Source organism: Pseudomonas sp. N-1-13 (assembly GCF_057787095.1).
In genome coordinates, this window is the sequence record NZ_JBYNRI010000001.1 from 5,684,513 (window position 1) to 5,704,250 (window position 19,738).

Genomic DNA, 19,738 nt, shown 5'->3' on the forward strand with positions numbered 1-19,738 from the left:
ATTTTTTTAGTTGTTCAGGCCTGCGCCTGGCTCATGCCGACCTGTTGCAATGCCATTGCCAGGCTGTCGACCTGACGCTGCTCGGTGTCTTTGAGTTGTTGAAGTTGCTGGCCCAGGGTTGGTGCGCCGAATACCCCTTGAGACCCGTCACCGCCCTGCATCGACTGGCTGTCGAAGGCGTCCAGCGATTCACCATCGGAACCGGCATCCTGGCTGAACAGACCGGCGATCGTGCTGCTGCCGAACACCCCGCCATCGCCACCCCCGAAGCCCAGGAAGCCCTGGCCGGAGCCATCGCCCGCAGCGTCGGAGCTGAATACCTGGGCGATATAGCTCGGCGCCAGTGCACCACGGTTGATGAAAATGTCGCCGATCGGCCGAATGCCGCCGCCCACGTCGCGTTGTTCAAACAGCGGTGGAAAGCCCAGCGGCGAGCCGAGGTCACCGGTTGGCGGCGTAAAGACAATCGGCTGCAACGGCACCTCGGAGGGCGGCACGACCGTGACAGGGTCGGACGTCAGGAACTCCGGCGGTGGCTTCACATCGTTGGCCACCACGGTGTCGATGGCGTAATTGTTGGACACCGCCACGCTTGCTCCGGCGTTGCCTGTCAGGTCGCTGACGTTACTGGTGTCCAGAGCGATGAAGTTGCTCGGGTCCGTGAGGTTCACCGTGGGCGTGAACGTTGCCGTCCAGGTCCTACCGCCGTCGCTGGTGGTCAGGTTGGTCAGTTCACCGTTGGTGACGCTGAGGTCTGACAGATCGAAATCAGTCACCGGTTCGCTGAAGGTGAACGTCACCAGAGTCGTCTCGCCCGCCGTCAGGTTCGGGTCGGCGACCACGATGGTGGCCGTCGGCCGGGTGGCGTCGAGTGCGTAGTTGCTGGAAATCGCGATGCCCACGCCGGCGTTGCCGGCCAGGTCCTGCACATTGCTGGCGTCGAGCAGGATCAGGTTGGTGGCATCGTTGACGCCCGCGGTAGGCGTCAGGGTCGCCGTCCAGGTCAGGCCGCCGTCACTGCTGGTGAGGTTGGACAACACACCATTGGCGACGCTGAGATCCGACAAGTCAAAACCGGACACTGCCTCGGTGAAGCTGATGGTCACAGTAGTGCTCTGGCCGATGCCCAGGCTGGTGTCGCCCACTGTGATGGTGGCGCCGGGGCGAACCGTGTCGATGGCGTAGTTGTTGGAGTTCACCACGCCGACACCGTTGTTGCCCGACACGTTGACCACACCGCTGGTGTCCAGGCTGATCAGGTTGCTGGTATCGGTGATATTGCTCGTCGGGGTGAACGTGGCTGTCCAGGTCACGCCGCCGTCGGTGGACGAGACGTTGCTCAGTGTGCCGTTGCTCACGCTCAGGTCGGCATTGTCAAAACCGCTGACGGCCTCCGAGAAGGTGATGGTCACCAACGAGGTTTCCCCCACGCTGAGGGCGTTATCAGCCACCACGACGGTGGCCGTTGGCACCCGCGTCTCCACGGCATAATTGGCCGAGTTGGTGGTGCCTGTTCCGGTATTGCCCGCCGCATCGCTCACACCGGTATTGTCCAGCACGATCAGGTTGGTGGCGTCGGTCACGCCCAGGTCCGGCGTGAAAGTAGCGGTCCAGGTCAAGCCGCCGTCGCTGCTGCTCACCGCGCTCAATGTGCCATTTGCCACGCTCAGGTCGGCGTTGGTGAAGCCGGTCACCGCCTCGCTGAAGGTAATGGTCACTTGAGCGGTTTCGCCCGGTCTCAGCGCAGAGTCGCTCAGCACAATGGTCGCGGTCGGACGCTGGCTGTCGATGCTGTAGTTATTGGAGTCGGTCGTGCCGACGTTGACGTTGCCCGCCAGGTCGACGATACCGCCGCTATTGAGCGAAATGACGTTGCTGGTGTCGGTGACGCCAGCGGTCGGCGTGAAGGTCGCGGTCCAGGTGATGCCGCCGTCGCTGCTGCTCAGGCCGGAAATCACGCCGTTGGCAACCGTCAGGTCGGCACTGGTGAACGCGGTCACCGCCTCGCTGAAGGTGATGGTTACCAGCGAGGTCTCGCCGGCGGCAATGGCGGTGTCGGCCACGACGATAGTCGCCGTTGGGCGCACCGTGTCGACGGTGTAGTTGTTGGAGTCGGTAGTACCGACACCGGCGTTGCCCGCGCCATTGATCAGGCCGGTATTGTCCAACGTGATCACGTTGCTGGTGTCGGAAATACTGGCGCTCGGCGTGAAGGTGGCCGTCCAGGTGACGCCGCCGTCGGTGCTGCTCATGGTGCTGAGCGTGCCGTTGCTGACGGTCAGGTCCGAATTGTCGAACCCGCTGACCGCCGAGTTGAAGGTCACGGTGACCAATGACGTCTCGCCGATGCTCAGGGTGGTATCGGCAATCACGATGGTCGCCGTCGGTACGTTGGTGTCGACCTGGTAATTGTTGGAGTTGGTAGTGCCGGTGCCGGAGTTACCCGCCGCGTCACTGACCCCGGTGTTGTTCAGGGTGATGACGTTGGAGGTGTCGGTGACGCCGAGGGCCGGAGTGAAGGTGGCGGTCCAGGTAAGGCCGCCATCACTGCTGCTGACCGCACTCAGCGTACCGTTGGCGACGCTCAGGTCCGAATTGTCGAACCCGCTGACCGCCTCGCTGAAGGTAATGGTCACCAGCGAGGTTTCGCCGACGCTCAGCGCCGTATCGGCGACCACGATGGTGGCGGTCGGACGCAGGGTGTCGACGGCGTAGTTGTTCGAATCGGTGGTGCCGCTGCCGGTGTTGCCCGCGCCGTCCACCACGCCCGTGTTATTGAGCGTGACCAGGTTGGTGCTATCGCTGACGCCCGCGCTCGGCGTGAAAGTCGCGGTGTAGGTGATGTTATCGCTGGTGCTCAGCCCGCTCAGGCTGCCGTTGGCAACGGTAAGGTCGGCCAGGGTGAAACCGGTCACCGCCTCGCTGAAGGTAATTGTCACCAGCGAGGTTTCGCCGACGCCAAGGGTCGAGTCGGCGACCACGATGGTCGCGGTCGGACGCGCGGTGTCGATGGCGTAGTTGTTCGAATCAGTGGTGCCCGTACCGACGTTGCCCGCCGCATCCGCCACACCAGTGTTATCCAGGGTGATGAGGTTGCTGGTGTCGCTGACGCTAGCGCTTGGTGTCAACGTGCCGGTCCAGGTGATGCCGCCGTCGCCACTGCTCAGGCCGGTGATCGTACCGTTGGCGACCGTCAGGTCGGCGGCGGTAAAGCCTGTTACCGCTTCGTTGAAGGTGATGGTCACCAGGGATGTTTCGCCAACGCTCAGCGCGGTGTCGGCCACAACGATGCTAGCGGTGGGTCGCTGGGTGTCGACTGCATAGTTGTTGGAGCTGGTGGTGCCGCTGCCGGTGTTACCGGCCGCGTCCGCCACACCGGTATTGGCCAGGATGATCAGATTGGTGGCGTCGCTGATGCTGGCGCTCGGGGTGAGCGTCGCGGTCCAGGTGATGCCGCCGTCGCTGCTGCTCAGCCCGCTCAAGGAGCCATTGGCCACAGTCAGGTCTGCCAGGGTAAAGCCCGTGACAGCTTCGCTGAAAGTGATCGTCACCAGCGATGTTTTGCCGATATTCAGCGCAGTATCGGCCACCACGATGGTGGCGGTGGGACGCAGCGTGTCGATTGCATAGTTGTTCGAATCGGTGGTGCCGGTGCCAACGTTCCCGGACAGATCGGCAATGCCGGTGTTGTTCAGTGTGATCAGGTTGGTGGTGTCGCTGATGCTGGCGCTCGGGGTCAGTGTCCCGGTCCAGGTGATACCGCCGTCGCTGCTGCTCAACCCGGTAACCGAACCGTTGGCAACCGTCAGGTCAGCGGTGGTAAAACCGCTCACCGCCTCGTTGAAGGTGATGGTCACCACCGAGGTTTCACCGACCCTGAGGGCAGTGTCGCTGACCACGATGGTCGCTGTCGGACGCAGGGTGTCGATAGCGTAGTTGTTGGAGTTGGTCGTCCCCACGCCGGCGTTGCCATTGAGGTCCGCCACGCCGGTGTTATTCAGGACAATGAGATTGGAAGTGTCGGTGATCGCAGCGTCCGGTGTGAAGGTGGCCGTCCAGGTGATGCCACCGTCGCTGGAGCTCAGGCCGCTGATCGAGCCGTTGGCCACCGTCAGGTCCGCTGCGGTAAAACCACTGACCGCTTCGGAGAAAGTGATGGTCACCAACGAGGTTTCACCGACCCGAAGGGCAGTATCGCTGACCACGATGGACGCCGTGGGCGCCACGGTGTCGTTGACCACGTAGTTGTTCGAGTCGGTGGTGCCCACGCCGGCATTGCCGGCCAGGTCGGCAACCCCGGTGTTGTTCAGGGTGATGATGTTGGTGGTGTCGGCGATGTTGCTGGCCGCGGTCAGAGTGCCGGTCCAGGTGATGCCACCGTCGCCGCTGGTCAAGGTGCCGATGGTGCCGTTCTGCACCGTCAGGTCGGCCGCAGTGAGGCCGGTGACAGCTTCGGAGAAGGTGATGGTCACCAGCGACGTGCCACCGGAGTTCAGGTTGGTATTGGCCACCACGACGGTCGCGGTGGGCGGCGTCTCGTCCGGCACATAGTTGGTGTTGATGGTGCCGCCGTCGCCGTAGACGTTGGCCACCGACGCCGGCGAAACACCCGCGGTGCCGGCACTGGTCCCACCCACGCCGCTGCCACCGACGTTGCCGGCCAGGGCGGCGAAGTTGGCGGCGGTAATCAGGATCGAGCCTTTGTTCCAGATGGCCCCGACACCGACGCCGCCGGCACCGCCCGTGTGGTTGTAACCACCACCAGCGCCACCGCCACCACCGCCGCCACCTGCACCGACGTTGTTGGAAATAACCGAGTTGCCGATGATTCGCAGGGTCGCGCCGGTGTCGTTGTAGATACCACCGACCGCTCCGCCACCGGCGCCGCCAATATCGTTATAGCCGTCGCCACCGCCACCGCCACCGATGGATAGCCCACCGCTGACGGCTGTACCGCCTGCGGAGCCCGTGCTGTAGCCCGGATACGCGGAACCGCCAGCCCCGCCGGTGGAGGAACCACCACGCCCGCCCATGTTGAAGAAGCCCCCCCCGGCGCCGCCCTGGCCGGCCGAGCCGTTGGAGCCCGTGGCGTTGAGGGTATCGCCGCCCTTGCCGCCCGTACCGCCAGTGATCGCGCCACCGCCGCCACCACCGCCGCCGGCGTATTGCGGCGTGACACCACCACCGCCGCCGCCACCCGAAGCGGCGTTCGCGGTGACGGTGACGTTCCTCAGGGTCAGGGTGCCGGCGTTATAGATCCCGCCGCCCTTTGACACCAGCGCATCGTCGCCGCCATTACCGCCGTTACCCGCCACCATACCGCGAGTAATCACCAGGCCATCGAGGGTCGCCGTGGTGCCGGCCGTCACGTTGATGATCTGGGTGCGGTATTGCCCATCGAGGGTGACGTCGGCCACGTTGTCGTTGTTGAGATCGCCATCGATGGTGACGTTCTTGTCGACCACCAGCACCTGGGTCAGCGCGACAGTCATGCCGGCATTGAACGTGACAATGTCACCATTCTGCGCAGAATCCAAAGCGGCGCGCAGAGAACCAATACCGGAATTGAGGTTGTTGGTAGCGGTCCAGGTGGCCAGGCCCCATTGGTACTCGCTCATGGCATTGGCAGAGAGCACGTTGGCGCTTTCGATGTTGCCGGTGGCGATTTCCAGGTCCCAGTCGCCGCCAAGGCCCGTGCGATCGATGGACGCCGCCACGTCGCGGCCGGTCAACTGCGCCAGTGAATTGACCAGGCTCAGGCCACGGTCACCTTCAGCGGTGTAGCAGCCATAGATCAGAATATCGCCACCGGCGTTCATGTCCTGGCCGATCTGCGCCAGCACCTCGCTGCGGGCCTCAACGTTGTCCGCCGACAGGTAGCTGTTGCCCAACCAGAGATCGCCGGCGTTGCCGTGGGCGATGATCTGCACCGAGCTGATGCCTTGGTGGGTGTCCAGGTAATCGGCGATCTGTTGCAGGCCGTCCTTGGTGGCATCCAGTTGCACCACCTGGGTACCGGGCGCAACGCCTTCAAGGAGGCTGGCCGAGTCCTTGACCCGGGAATCGACAAACACCACGGCCTTGCCGGGCACAGCGGCCTGGGTGGCATCGGTCTGCCCTTGAGGCGCGTGGCTGTCTGAAGCCTGGTCAGCCGCAGGCGTCTTGGCCGCGTCTGCAGTGGGCTGGGCGTCCGCCTGTGCGGCATCGGCCACGGTCGCCGCCACCGCGCCGTCGAACAGCATTCGCGGCTCCAGGGACATGATCATTGGCGATGCCAGGGCCTGTGCGCCCTCGGTTACCCGCGATTTGCCTTTGCTCCACCACATGACGTTCACCTGGACTCGAACTTTTTAAACACGCAAATGAAAAAAACCGCGAGTCAACTGACCGCGGCGTCGGTTTTCATACGAATGACATTGGCGGCGCTGGCGGACCCATCGCGCCAGAACGACAACTCGGCATACTTTTCAAACAGATCCGGCGGCAACAAGGTCCGCCGGGCTTGCGGCGCGACCTTGGGCTTGACCTTGTGCAGGCCGGCAACGCCCAAGGCCTGGTCGAAGGCCGGTGCGTCGTAGGTCAAGTGATTGAAGTCGTGTTCGAACCAGGGCTCACCGATGAACTCGTACACCAGGCGCATCACCCGCTCCGGGGCTTGGCTCAACAGGTCATAGTCGACGATCAACATGGACTCGGCGTTTTCGCCGTAATACGCCTCTTTGAGCGCTGTCCAGGCAAAGCCAACCAGGCGGTTGCGCTGGGCCAGGGTTTCGCAGCGGCTGTAGACGGTGTTGCGCTCATCATCGTCATTGAACAGCTTGGTGTTCTCGAACGGATTGGCGCGGTAAAGCCGCTCCAGGCTGTCCAGCACCCAGGCGACGTTGCGCACACAGGCGATGGTCTTGGCCTGGGGAAACAGGTCCTGCAACGCAGGCAAGCGGGCGCACCACTGGCGATTTGTATCGAAGATGACGGGTTTGTCGGCCTTGTCGGCGTAGTAGGAGTCGAACAGCCCGCGCAACAGGCGACGGCGCAGGTCGGTATCGATCACCGAGCCAAACTCACTGCCGGCGCTGCATTGCTGCAGGACGCTGCTGAACAGCGAACCGACGGGGCTGGTCATGCCGGCATGAAAGCGCGGGTTCTGCAGCAAAATGGCAGAAAGCAGGGTCGAGCCCGAGCGCGGTAAACCGGAAATAAAGTGAAACTGCGGCAATCCCTTCACCTTGTTTGTATTCCATTTGTAGCGCAAAGCGTAGCTGAGGAAATAATCCGCGACTAGTACTACTTTGATATCAAACCCAGCCAGATCTGTAAAAAAGATGGACGGTATAGGCGCCATGCGAACCTGAATCGATTAAGCCCCTGGGCAACATTTTTCCTCCCTTCCAGCCCAGCAGAAGGAAATATCTCGGTCTACGCTCAGCCGTGCGTGACCAGGCCAGGGAGTGACGAAGTCGGGCTGATCCCAATCCTCTCCCTTGGTCCCTGTCGGCATTGCCAAACCAACAATCTGAAGGGATGAGGAATCTATGGAAGTCTTTATGGGCACCATCCAGCCGTTCGCCTTTAACTTCGCCCCCAATGGGTGGGCGCTGTGCAACGGGCAGACACTCGGCATTTCCCAATACCAGGCGCTGTTCTCCCTGCTCGGCACGTACTACGGAGGCAACGGCACCACCAACTTCATGCTCCCCAATCTGCAAGGCCGCACACTCTTGGGACAAGGCAGCGGCCAGGGCCTGACGCAGCGGGTCATCGGCGAAGTCGCCGGCACCGAAAACGTCACCCCAACGATCAACAACCTGCCCACCCATTCTCACACTATGGCGGGACTCACCGCCTCCACCACCCTGCAACTGGCGAACCCGGCCAGCAACCCGGTGAATACACCAACGGCCACCAATTCGTTCATCGGCACCTCGGGCACTGGCCCGGGCGCGGCGAATATCTATTCCGACCAGATAGGTGCCTCGCCGATCCCGGTCAAGGGCGTGAGCACCACCATCGACGGCACGATTTCCCCGACGGGCAGCGGCATGCCGATGGCGATCATGAACCCGTTCCTGGCGATCAACTTCAGTGTCGCCTTGAACGGTCTCTTCCCGTCCCGTAACTGATGAACAGTCGGAGGGCTGCGGCCCTCCGGCTTTTGGAGTGTCGACATGCTGCAACAGGTTCATAGCCGCCATTTTCAACCGCTGCTGGGCCAGACCAGCAGCCTGATCCTGCCAGACGGCAGCTGCCTGCCCGTGCGGTTCGAGTTCCTTGAGGAAACACCACGGGCGAAGATGCCGAACGCTGAGCGCATGCCGTTCAGCGTTGAATTCAACAGCCTGGAAAGCACCGACTTCGTGGATGGGCTGTGCGCGCTGGAAGTGCCCGATCTGGGGCGGATTGAGGAGGTGTTCGTGTCGCGGATACCGCCCATGGGACGGGATCCGGCGCTGGGGTATTTCTACATTGCGTTTAACTGAAGACTGATGATCCCTTGTGGGAGCGAGCCTGCTCGCGATGACGGTGGCATAGCCAACATCACTTCAAACTGACCCACCGCTATCGCAAGCAGGCTCGCTCCCACACGAGCCAGATGCAGCTCAGTTCCCCTTCGGATACCAAACCAGCCGCTCCGCCGCCGGGTTGCGCTCCTGCACTTCAAAGCCCAATGCCAGGTAATGCTGGCGTGCGTGCGGGTTACTGCTCCAGACCACGGTCGCCACCGGGCAGCGGATCTGTTGTGCGGCTTTTTGTACCCCTTGCAACACGGCCCGACCGTAACCTTGCCCGCGCGCCTGGGGAATGAACGCCAGGTACAACACACGGATTTCATTGGGGCCAAAATCAGTACTCAAGGCGCCAATGGCGGTACCGAGCTTTTCCACGACGTAATGCATGGCGTTGGGGAAGTTATCCCCAAGCCCTTGCTCCTGCACCTGAAATTGCTGAGCAACCACCTGCTGTACTTGCTCGTGCTCGCCGTCGATCCATTGCAGATCCGCTCGCGCCGTCTGGTAAAGACTCTGCAAAAACGGCCCATCGCTGACCTGCGATGGCCGTACCACCAACCCCTCCGCCGCCACTGAATTCATGCTCGCTCCTTAAAACCCGCTTTCCCTGACACCCAGCGCCGCCAGCCGACGCCAGGTCGCTCCCAACACCGACTCACCGTGCCCCTGCAACACCACTACGCCACGCAGCGGTTGCGCCGGCGCAGGCGTGTTATCAACAGCACTCAAACGCACGCCATATTGCGCCTGCACCGGCTCCGCCCGTTGCTGCGAGTCACGCCGTACCGCGATCGGCCCGTGGTGATCCGACGTCAACGCCTGTTGCTCGACCCAGGCCACGCCATTGGTGTCGATCTCGTTCAATTGCACGGCAATCGAGGGGTGCATCGGATCGTCAGCAATGAAACGCCCCGTGGCCCCGGGTGCGACCCGCCAAAGCTCGGCTTCGGTCAGGTAGCCGCGTAAGCGGGAGTCGGCCTGTACCACCCGCGCCAGCGGCTGTGTGGGCGACAACCAGCGCCCCACCGACAACTGTGGTAACAGATCACGCACCTGTCCGGCATGGGGCGCGCGTAACAGCAGGCGCTCACGCTGGGCGACCAGGCCCCGGTATTCGGCCACCGCTTCGGCCAGTTGTTGTTCGACGATACCGGCATCGGCGGCGGTTTCGCTGCGGCCGGCCTGGCGACGCATCTGCAACTGCTGGATCTCGATTTCCCGACGCACAATCGCCAGGCGCGAGGCCATGTCAGGCGACTCCAGCTCGATCAACACATCGCCCTGGGCCACGGTCTGGCCGTCATGCACATTCACCTGTTTGATCCGCGCCGCCACCGGCGCATGCAAGGCACTGGCGCGACCGGCCTCGAGCATGACCGGCACCTCCACGGCGCTACGCCAGGGCAACAGCAGCACCAACGCCAACGCCAGTAACACCAGGCCACTGAGCAGCACTCGCGGACCATGGGCCTGCTCGCGCCGGCTCCACCACTGCCGCCATTCGTTCACGATGGGCATAAAAATGAACCACACCAATTCCACCAACATCAGGAAAATGCCCAGCACCTTGAAGAACAGGTGATAGACCGCCAGGGCAATGCCCAAAAACAACGCCGCGCGCCATAACCAGGCGCCGTATCCCCACACCAGCAAGCGACGACGCATTGTCGGCGTCCAGGGTTCCGGAGCCGGCGCGCCATAACCGAACAAGGCTTCACGCAAACGCCAGCGGCACAACGCAAACGCTCGCCCCTGGAGGTTATCCACTGCCCAGAAATCACTGAGCAGAAAATAACCGTCGAAGCGCATGAAGGGGTTAAGGTTGATGATCAACGTGGTGATCCAGGTGGCGCTGGCCAACATGAACGCTGCGGTGCGGGCCGGTCCGTCGGGCAACAGCGACCAGGCCAGCAACGCGATGCACGCCAGCAGCAATTCGGCCAGTACACCGCCGGCGCCGATCAGCAGCCGGGCACGACGATCATTGACCCGCCAGGCGTCGCTGACGTCGGTGTAGAACATCGGCAACAGCACCATGAACGCGACGCCCATGCTCTGCACACGGCAACCGGCGCGCTTGGCCATGAAGGCATGACCGAACTCGTGGCACAACTTGGCGAAGAACAACGCCACCGCGAACGCCAGCGCGCCACCCAGGCTGAACAGGTGCGGAAACGTCGCCACGAAGCGCTGCCAGTCCCGCGACACCAGAAAAATACCCACGCCCAGGGTCAGCGGCATGCCATACCGCAGGATGGCGGGCCCGTACCGTGCGAGAAACGGCCAGGCGCGATTGAGAAAAGCATCCGGGCGCCACAACGGAATGCGAAAAAACAGATACTGGTGCAGCAGGATCTGCCACAGGCTCTGGCGCTGGGCGGCCGTCTTGAACTGATAGCTGTCGCGCTGTTGCGGGTCCATGGCGCTGATCAGATCGTGACCTCGCAAAAAGCCCAGCAATTGCTCCAGCGACTCATTATTGAGCGGAAGGCCCGGCTCACGGTTCGCGGCTTGCAGCACCTGTTCCGGCTCACCAAGGGACCAGTGCCGCAGCATGCGCATCGCCGCCGCGCCAAGCTTGAAATAGCGCCCGCGTACCGGATCGGCCAGGGTCCATTGAGGGGAGCCGTCCGGGTCCGGGGCCGCCGGGGACAATTGCAGGTCTGGCCGCAGGCTCGGCAGTCCCATGCTACAGACCCACGCTCTGGCGCAAGCCGGCCAGTGGTCGACGCAACAGGTACAGCGCCAGCGGGGCGCGATCGCCGAAAATTTTCGCCGTGCCCCGCAGGCCGATGCGCGGCGCCGCGTCATCGAAACGCGCGTCCAGGCGATACGCCAGTTGCCCGGCAGCTGTGGGTTGCGCCTCGTAGGCCGAACGTTCGAGCCTGGCCAGGTGTCGCTGCAACGGGTCGCTGTCGAGGAACAACGCCACCTGGGCACCGGGGGCCAGGTCAATCGCGTCGCCCACCGCCAGCTCAATACGCAATTCGGCCTGGTTCGGGTCGGCGATTTCCATCAACCGCTCCCCCGTCTGCACCGGCTTGCCGAGCCAACGCTCTGCATCGGCAAATACCGCAATACCGTCCCGTTCGGCGCGCACTTCACTGCGCTTGAGCAACTCGATTGCATAGTCGCGTTCGGCGCGTTTCTGCTCGACGCGAGCGGCCAACAGATCAATCTTCGAACTGGATTCAGCGTCGGCAAACGAGCGCTGGGAATTGGCCTTGAGTTCCGCCTCGGCCACGCCCAACACGCGCTCGGCCACATCGGCCTGGGCCTTGAGACTGGTGCTTTCGAAGCGCAACAGCAAGTCGCCGCTCTTGACGCTCTGGTTGGGTTTGACCAGGAATTGGGCGATCACCCCGTCCAAAGGCGCCGCCACCACCTGCCCGCCCAGCGGCACCACTTCAGCCGGGGCCAATACCGACTGACGGACAGGAACCAGCAAGCCCAACAGCAGCACCGCCACCAAGGCGACCTGACGTTTGCGGGTCCAGCGCAAGCGCCACGGTTTGCGCGGTTGCAGCGCCAGCCAGGCGTGGCTATAGGTGTCGCCCAGTTGCGACAGCAGCACTTGTTCAGAGGGGGGCCATGGCAGGTCACGGGCCAGCCACAAACCGCCGAACACCTGCCCCTGATGATCGATCAACGGCAGCCAGAATACCTGCCCCGCCGACAGGCTTCGCCAGTCCGCCTGAATGGAGTCGCTCACCCCATCGGCGGCAATTACCCGGGCCTGGTTCAGCAAGCCTTTTTTGAACAGCTGCGCCACCGCCTGCTCGACAAACGCCACGAACGGTGCGTTCGGATCCACGGCACTGACGCCGGTCACCGCCTGGACCTTGCCGGCGATCAACAGCGCGGCATGGCGGAACCCGAACAGGGCCTGACCATCGTTGACCAGGCTGTAACTCAGTTGCGCCGGGGTACGCGCAGCCCGCGTCTGGCGCTCCAGGTCGAGGAAACGGGCAAATACCTGCTCGGCGCTGCCCGTGATCGGCGCGTTCACTTGAACTCCGCGAAACGCGCCGTACCGCTCATGCCGGACAACAGCCCCTTGGCGTCAGGCAGCGTCGCCACCAGCAACAAAGTCTGGCTGCCCTCATCGATGCGCGCGCCAAGGCGTTTGACCGTCGCTTGCAGCGGCTGGCCGGTTTCATCGGGGACAAAGGTGAAGGACTGGCCCGGCTTGAGCCTGCCCATCCAACGCGAAGGCACCAGCAGATGGATTTCCAGGGTGCGGTTGTCGACCACGTCCAGCAACGGCGCGCCGGCGGCCACGCTTTCATAGCGCTGCACCTCGCGCGCCACCACCTGCCCATCGAACGGCGCGATCACGCTGCAGCGCTTGACCTGGACCTGATAAACCTGGGACTGCGCCTGCGCTTCGCTGAGCCTGGCCTCGGCGCGCGCCACTTCGAAACGCCCGACCGATTTCAACGCTGCCAATTGCTTGTTATGGGCCAGTTCTTCACTGGCACCACGGCTCGCGGCCCGAGCTGCATTGAGCTGAGCCTGATACGCTGAACAATCGAAACGCGCCAGGGTATCGCCCTGCTTGAACGACTCCCCCTCACTGAACGGCAACTCGACAATTCGTCCAGCCAACTCACTGGCAAGCACCGCCTGATCCCGTGCCCGAAGCACCCCACGCGCCTCATTGCCGCTCGGTGCACTGGCCCTGACGCCGCTCTCGAGCAGCGGATCATCGGAAACAGGCGTCTGCGCCTGCACCCAGCACGTTACAAAGACCAACCCCCAAACCCAACTACCTGAACGCCGCATAACCGTTACTCCCTGACGGATGGGCGGAGTCTACGACAGCGGTGGGGGGCGTCAAGGGAGTAGCAGGGAGGAGGAAGCAATCTCTTGTTTCAAAAAGACCAAAGAGGAGATCAAGAAGCGCTCGGTTTTTGCTGAGATGAATCGGTATCAAATCCCACAGAATCGTGAGAGCTTCCACTCATACAAAACGGCTTTCGGTGATGGATTTCTCGTATTTCCCGCAGGAGCCCTCAATTTCGTAACAAACGCTGACAGATCAAACAAAGAATGAGTTTGACCTCCCACCGCGCATACGCTCAACACTGATCTGCCGGTGAAAAAAGCTAAACCAAACAGCAGTTGACGCCATGTCACGCTCAACTTAGGATGGCTTTACTCAACCCCGTACGCAGAGATTCAATTTTCTGGCTGTTGGGGTGAAAAAACCGGCTTAGGCCGGTTTTTTCGTTTCTGGGGATTGAGCTTGTGCGAACCGCATTTTTTGTAGATGGCTACAACCTGTTCTATGGGCTGCTCGCGGACACACCTTACAAGTGGCTGGATCTGCGAAGTCTGTTGTCGCATATCGCGCATATCGAAAATCCGCAGAGCACCACTTCCTCGGTTGATTACTTCACCTCCTCGGTCAAACCGTCATTGGCCACCCGGGGTCAAGCATCAAAAGAAGCGCAAGACACTTATATTCGCGCCCTGAAGAGCACACATATCTGTGTCCATTACGGTCACCATCAACTTGAACCTGCCAAGGCCCCTCGCTTTATTGATAGAAAGACGAAAGCGTCTCGCAACGACAAAGTCGACATCTGGAAGCTGGAGGAGAAAGAAACGGATGTTCACATGGCAATCAGCATGTATCGAACCGCTGCCAAGCAAACGAAACTGAAGCATCATGAACGGTTGGAGCAGTTGGTGCTTGTATCCAGCGACACCGACATGACGCCGGCCTTGAGAGCCGTACGAGAAGACTTTCCTGAAATAACCGTCGGCGTCATTCTTCCCCACAGAGCCGAGCTGAATCGCCCGTCTCCAGGTTCGCTAAAGCAGCACGCCCACTGGACACGCCGCGTTGTCACCTGCGAGGAACTCCAATCCCACCAGTTCCCCACCCGAGTACCCACCCACAAAGCCCCCGCTATCAAACCGGAGTACTGGTAACCCCGCAGCCGGATATACAAACGCCCAGTTCCGATACCCCTAGTCCAACCGTGGCAACTCACTATCGCGACACAGCCAGTCACCCTGTGGGAGCGAGCCCGTTCGCGATGACGTCAGCCCAGACAACTCGGCACTTGTGGTAAGGGGGGCAGTTCAAACACTACCGCTCGTGCAACGCCTCGGCCCGGGCCTTGATGATGGGTTTGAGCAGGTAACTGAGTACGGTTTTCTTGCCGGTGATGATGTCCACCGAGGCCACCATGCCCGGGATGATCAACAGGGGTTTTTCAGGGGTGCCCAGATGACTGCGCTCGGTGCGCAGCTTGATGATGTAGTAAGTGGTTTTCTTGTCTTCGTCGGTGATGGTGTCGGCGCCGATCTGCTCCAGCTTGGCTTTCAGCCCACCGTAAATGGTGTAGTCGTACGCGGTGAATTTCACCGTGGCGTCCTGGCCGGGGTGAAGGAAGGCGATGTCCTGGGGACGGATTTTCGCTTCCACCAGAAGGGTGTCGTCCAGGGGCACGATTTCCACCAGGTCACTGCCGGGCTGGATGACCCCGCCGATGGTGTTCACCAGCAACTTGTTGACGATACCCCGCACCGGCGAGGTGACCAGTGTACGGCTTACCCGATCCTCCAAAGCCTTGCCGGTGGCCTGGGCCTTGTTCAGGTCGGTACGCGCCTCATTGAGTTGGGTCAGGGCTTCGCTGCGGAACTTGCCGCGCGTCTCATCGATCTTGCGCTGCACTTCCTTGATCGCCGATTCAGCGCGGGGAATCGCCAGTGTCGTGGCGTCGAGTTGCCCACGGGTTTCGACTTCAGCCCGCTTGAGCCGCAGCACTTCCACCGGTGACACCGCGCCCTGGGCTACCAGCGGCTCGGACATGTTGATCTCCTGGCGTTGCAACGACAGGGCGGAGCGGTACTGCGACTGCTTGGAAACAAACTCGCGCAACTCCTGCTGACGCTGGATCAACTGCTCCTGCAACCCGCCGATTTCATCGTGCAGTTGTTGGCGGCGGCTGATGTACAGCGACTCTTCGCTGGCGGCCTGGCGCGGAACCGCCTTGAGCACGTCCTCCGGGAAGTTCAGCGGCCGGTCATCGACTTCGGCACTCAGCCGCTCGACCCGCAACAACATGGACAAGCGATCAGCCTCGGTCTCCCCCACATTAGAGACAAACCGAGTGTCATCCAGGCGAATCAACGGCGCGCCGGCCTCGACGATCTGCCCTTCGCTGACAAACAGCTCGGCAACGATCCCGCCTTCCAAGTTCTGGATCTTCTGGATCTTGGACGACGGAATCGCCTTGCCGTCGCCCTTGGTCACTTCGTCGACCTGCGCGAAGTTGGCCCACAGCAACAGGAAGACAAAGAAGCCGATGATCCCCCAGATCGTCAGCCGCACCACTCGCGGAGCGTCTTCGATCAGGGCTTTGTTGACCTCAGGCAGAGGCTGGCCATGCAGCGAGTCCGAACCCTTGAAATAGCGGCCCACGGCATTTTTCAAACCCGACTTAAGCAACACTGATCTGCCCCTTCTTCAACGCTTCCATCACCGCGGCTTTCGGGCCGTCGGCGAGGATCTGCCCACGGTCGATCACCAACAGGCGGTCCACCAGCGACAGCAAGGATGCCCGATGCGTCACCAGCAGCACGGTCTTGTTTTCCACCACGGCGGCCAGGCGCTGTTTCAAGCGTTCCTCACCGGTGTTGTCCATGGCGCTGGTGGGTTCATCCAACAGCAGGATGGGCGGGTTGAGCAGCAGCGCGCGGGCCAGGGCGACGTTCTGTCGCTGGCCGCCGGACAGGTTCTGCCCGCGCTCGCCAACTTGCAGTTCATAGCCTTGCGGGTGCAAGCGCGCGAACTCATGCACACCGGCAAGTTCGGCGGCCTGGAGCACCAGTTCGTCCTCGACGTAACGGGCGCCGGAGGTCAGGTTGTCCCGCAGGGTACCGGCCAGCAGCTGGATATCCTGCGGCACATAACCGATGTTGTAGCGCAGCTCGCTGACGTCGATCTGACGAATGTCCACGCCATCCACCAACAGCGCCCCGTCGTCCGGTTGATACAGACCCACCAGCAACTTGGCCAGGGAGCTCTTGCCCGAACCGCTACGACCGATGATGCCGATTTTTTCCCCGGGCTTGATCACCAGGTTGATGTTCTTCAGCGCAGCGTTCTGCTGGTTCGGGTAGGTGAAATTCAACTGACGGCATTCGATGGCACCCTGCAAGACCTTACGGCTCAACGGGCGCTCTTCGAAGTTGCGCTCCTGGGGCAGCTCCATCATCTGATCGACCGAAACCATGGTCACCCGCGCCTGCTGATAGCGAGTCAACAGACCCGACAGCGACGCCAACGGGCTGAGGGCGCGGCCACTGAGCATGTAGCAGGCGATCAACCCACCCATGCTCAGGTTGCCGGCAATGATCTGATAGACGCCGAAGACAATCATGATCACCCCGGCCAACTGCTGGATCAACAAGGTGATGTTCATCGCCAGGCCGGACAGCATCTTGACCCGCAGCTCGAGGCGGCTGAGGGTGCCGATGGTTTGTTCCCACTGATACTGGCGCTCGCTCTCGGCGTTGTTGACCTTCACCGCATCCAGACCGGCCAGGGTTTCGATCAGGCTGGATTGACGCTCGGCGCCCAGGGCCATGGTTCGCTCCATGGTCGCCACCAGGGGCTTTTGCAAGGCGTAGCCGATCAGCAGGGCAATCGGAAAGGCCAGCACCGGAATCCATACCAGATGCCCGCCGAGGATCGCGATGACCATGAAAATCAGCAAGGTGAACGGCAGGTCAATCAGGCTGGTAAGGGTCAGCGAGGCGAGAAAGTCCCGCAGGCTTTGGAATTCATGGATGTTCTGGGCAAAGCTGCCCACCCGTGCCGGGCGATACTTCATGGCCATGCCAACGATGCGCTCGAACAACGTCGCCGAAATGATCAGGTCGGTTTTCTTGCCGGCCAGGTCCAGGCACAGGCTGCGCAACATCTTGAGGATCAGGTCGAACACATAGGCGCCGGTAATACCGATCGCCAGCACCCACAGGGTGGACTCGGCCTGGTTCGGTACCACGCGATCGTAAACGTTCATCACGAACAGCGGCGCCGCCATGGCGATAATATTGATCAGCAAGCTGGCAGCGATGGCGTCGGCGTACAGCCAGCGCGACCGCTTGAGCGTGTCGCGAAACCACGAACGCGCCCGAGGAATGAGCGTGCCGTGGTTCACGTCGAATTTGTGTTGCGGTTGAGCGAAGAACACTTTGCCGCTGTAGTCGTCGGCCAGCAGTTCACGGCTGACCGTCACTTCGCCGCCATCACTTTCGCTGAGCAGCAGACGCGCCTGGTCATCGCCGACCCAGCCGAGCAACACCGCGCTACGACCATCCTTGAGCAACAGCAGGGCCGGCATGGCGATGGTCGGTATCTGCTCGAGCTTGCGTTGCAGCACCCGGCCTTGCAGACCGGCACGTGCTGCCGCTCGCGACAATAATTCGACGCTCAGCCGTTGCTTGGGTAACGGCAGGCCGGTGGTGAGCATCGCCGCGCTGGCCGGCTTCTGATGGAGCATGCAAAGCGCCAGCAAGCCGTCCAGCAATGGGTCGTCGTGCAGCGTGCGTGGATCATGGATGAGTTCGGCTCGACTGACTTCTGATTCCACGCTGGGCACTCTTTGCTGATCAAAACGGGATGGATGACTCAATTCATCCCAGGCAACTGGACCCTGGGCTTGACGTCATTCTGCACAACGGATGCCAACGGCGCGACAACCCCCTGACTTTTGAGCAACTGCCCCATGGTTGCCTTGATCCGGTATTGGCTGAACAACTGCACGTTCTTGATCTCCGCCAGACGGCGGGAGGCGCTGAACAGCTCGTTTTCGCTGTCGAGCAAGTCGAGCAGGGTCCGCTCGCCGAGACCGAACTGCCGCTGGTAGGCGGTGCGTACGTTGGCGCTGTGATCGACGTACTGCTGGGCAATCGGTACCTGGGCGTTGGCGTTGTTGAGGGCGTTCCAGGCCAGGCCCAACTCTTCAGTCAGTTGACGCAGGGCGTTGTTGCGGATGTCCAGGGCCTGGTTCGACAGATACGACTTGGACTCCAGATCCGCCTTGTTGCTACCACCGGCGTACAGATTGAAACGCATGCGCAGCATGGCTTGCCATTCGTTGTTGTGACCGTTCTGACCATCCAGATCGTTGTCGGCGGTACGGCCCAACTCGGCGTCGAAGCGGGGGTAGAAGCTCGACTTGGCGGCTTCGTACTGTTGCTCGGCGGCCGCGATGTCGGCTTCGGCGGAACGCAACACCGGGCTGTTCTCCAGCATCTGGGCACGGGCTTCGTTCAGGTTGGCCGGCAACAGCGCCAGAAAATCGGCGGGACGTTCCAGCTGGTCGGGCATCTGGCCCACGGCGCTGAGGTAGTTGGTCTCGGCGTCGGCCAGATTGGTCTGCTCGGTGATCAGGTTGTTGCGGGCCTGGGCCATGCGCGCCTCAGCCTGATCCAGATCGGCGCCGCTGCCCACGCCACGGTCGGTGCGCAGCTTGATTTGATCGAAGATGCGCTCGTGACTCTTGAGGTTTTCCTCGGCCAGACGTACGAACTCGCGTCGGGTCAGCACGTCCAGATAAACCTGGGCAACGGTCAATCCGGTGCGCTCGGACGCGTCCAGCAAGGAATAGGCACGGGCATTCACGGTGGCTTGTTGACGCCCCACTTCGCTGGACGTCGCAAAACCGTCAAAAACCATTTGCGTCAGGCGCAGGCTGGACTCGCTACGGTTCAAGGTTTCCCAATGATTATTGCTGCCCGAGCGGGTCGTCACACTGTCAGTACCTTCGCGACCGTACCCCGCCGCAAGGTCCACTCTAGGCAGGTAGCCGCCTTTAGCGGCCTTGAGTTGGTAGTCCGCCGCCAGTCGGCTGTTCACACCGGCCTGAATCTCAGGATGGACATCCAGCGCCTGTTGCATAGCCTGCGGCAAGGTTTGTGCTTGTACGAAACTGGCGGCGAGGGCGAAAGGTAAAGCCTTGAACAGGTGCAAACGCATGGTTGGATTATTCCCGAAACTCTTGTCTTGAATCACAGCGAAAGGTGGCGCTGCATCGGATGATGGCAACCGGGATGACCGTATGTCGGAAAGTTCGAAACAGGCAGTGAATCATGCACCGAAAGAACAGGTCGCCGCTTAAATATCAATGTGACATTACTGAAGCGATTGTTTAGGATGGCCAGCAGAAGGTCAATAGTTTGGCATAAACAAAAAAATCAAAAAAACC

General features: G+C 61.7%; 12 protein-coding genes. 3 read left to right on the forward strand and 9 right to left on the reverse strand.

What is annotated here, in order from left to right; translation table 11 throughout:
* Positions 1-14: 14 nt before the first annotated feature.
* The gene (locus AC3I65_RS25495) at positions 15-6,326 is read right to left on the reverse strand and encodes an Ig-like domain-containing protein (RefSeq protein ID WP_488524267.1); all 6,312 of its coding nucleotides are present in this window, start codon (positions 6,324-6,326) and stop codon (positions 15-17) included.
* A 53-nt stretch (positions 6,327-6,379) separates the two neighbouring features.
* Complete coding sequence (locus AC3I65_RS25500; RefSeq protein ID WP_047230434.1) at positions 6,380-7,225, reverse strand: sulfotransferase family protein; 846 nt, start codon at positions 7,223-7,225, stop codon at positions 6,380-6,382.
* Positions 7,226-7,532: 307 nt separating this feature from the next.
* On the opposite strand from AC3I65_RS25500, the gene AC3I65_RS25505 reads away from it, so the two are divergent.
* On the forward strand, positions 7,533-8,120 hold the full coding sequence (locus tag AC3I65_RS25505; RefSeq protein WP_274091386.1) for a phage tail protein: 588 nt from the start codon (positions 7,533-7,535) through the stop codon (positions 8,118-8,120).
* Between the two features lie 45 nt (positions 8,121-8,165).
* Positions 8,166-8,477, forward strand: a complete 312-nt coding sequence (locus tag AC3I65_RS25510) for a DUF6916 family protein (protein WP_274091385.1) — start codon at positions 8,166-8,168, stop codon at positions 8,475-8,477.
* Positions 8,478-8,597: 120 nt separating this feature from the next.
* On the opposite strand, the gene AC3I65_RS25515 is transcribed toward AC3I65_RS25510, so the two are convergent.
* The 4 genes from AC3I65_RS25515 to AC3I65_RS25530 are packed head-to-tail and all read right to left on the reverse strand — an operon-like array spanning position 8,598 to position 13,292.
* Entirely contained in the window at positions 8,598-9,089 is a 492-nt protein-coding gene (locus AC3I65_RS25515; protein WP_139048781.1) for a GNAT family N-acetyltransferase, read from the reverse strand.
* Positions 9,090-9,098: 9 nt separating this feature from the next.
* A complete protein-coding gene (locus tag AC3I65_RS25520) occupies positions 9,099-11,195 on the reverse strand; it encodes a site-2 protease family protein (protein ID WP_488524268.1) in 2,097 nt (698 codons plus the stop codon).
* Position 11,196: 1 nt separating this feature from the next.
* The gene (locus AC3I65_RS25525; protein ID WP_047230439.1) at positions 11,197-12,516 is read right to left on the reverse strand and encodes an efflux RND transporter periplasmic adaptor subunit; all 1,320 of its coding nucleotides are present in this window, start codon (positions 12,514-12,516) and stop codon (positions 11,197-11,199) included.
* A complete protein-coding gene (locus tag AC3I65_RS25530; protein ID WP_047230440.1) occupies positions 12,513-13,292 on the reverse strand; it encodes an efflux RND transporter periplasmic adaptor subunit in 780 nt (259 codons plus the stop codon). Before AC3I65_RS25530 ends, AC3I65_RS25525 begins: the two co-directional genes overlap by 4 nt.
* A 465-nt stretch (positions 13,293-13,757) precedes the next feature.
* Between AC3I65_RS25530 and AC3I65_RS25535 the strand changes: the two genes are divergently transcribed.
* Complete coding sequence (locus AC3I65_RS25535) at positions 13,758-14,447, forward strand: NYN domain-containing protein (protein ID WP_047230442.1); 690 nt, start codon at positions 13,758-13,760, stop codon at positions 14,445-14,447.
* Positions 14,448-14,607: 160 nt separating this feature from the next.
* On the opposite strand, the gene AC3I65_RS25540 is transcribed toward AC3I65_RS25535, so the two are convergent.
* The 3 genes from AC3I65_RS25540 to AC3I65_RS25550 are packed head-to-tail and all read right to left on the reverse strand — an operon-like array spanning position 14,608 to position 19,509.
* A complete protein-coding gene (locus AC3I65_RS25540; RefSeq protein ID WP_047230443.1) occupies positions 14,608-15,975 on the reverse strand; it encodes an HlyD family type I secretion periplasmic adaptor subunit in 1,368 nt (455 codons plus the stop codon).
* Positions 15,965-18,121: a type I secretion system permease/ATPase gene (locus AC3I65_RS25545; RefSeq protein WP_047230444.1), complete on the reverse strand. Its 2,157-nt coding sequence runs from the start codon at positions 18,119-18,121 to the stop codon at positions 15,965-15,967. Before AC3I65_RS25545 ends, AC3I65_RS25540 begins: the two co-directional genes overlap by 11 nt.
* A gap of 38 nt (positions 18,122-18,159) precedes the next feature.
* A complete protein-coding gene (locus AC3I65_RS25550; protein ID WP_047230445.1) occupies positions 18,160-19,509 on the reverse strand; it encodes a TolC family outer membrane protein in 1,350 nt (449 codons plus the stop codon).
* Between the last annotated feature and the right edge of the window lie 229 nt (positions 19,510-19,738).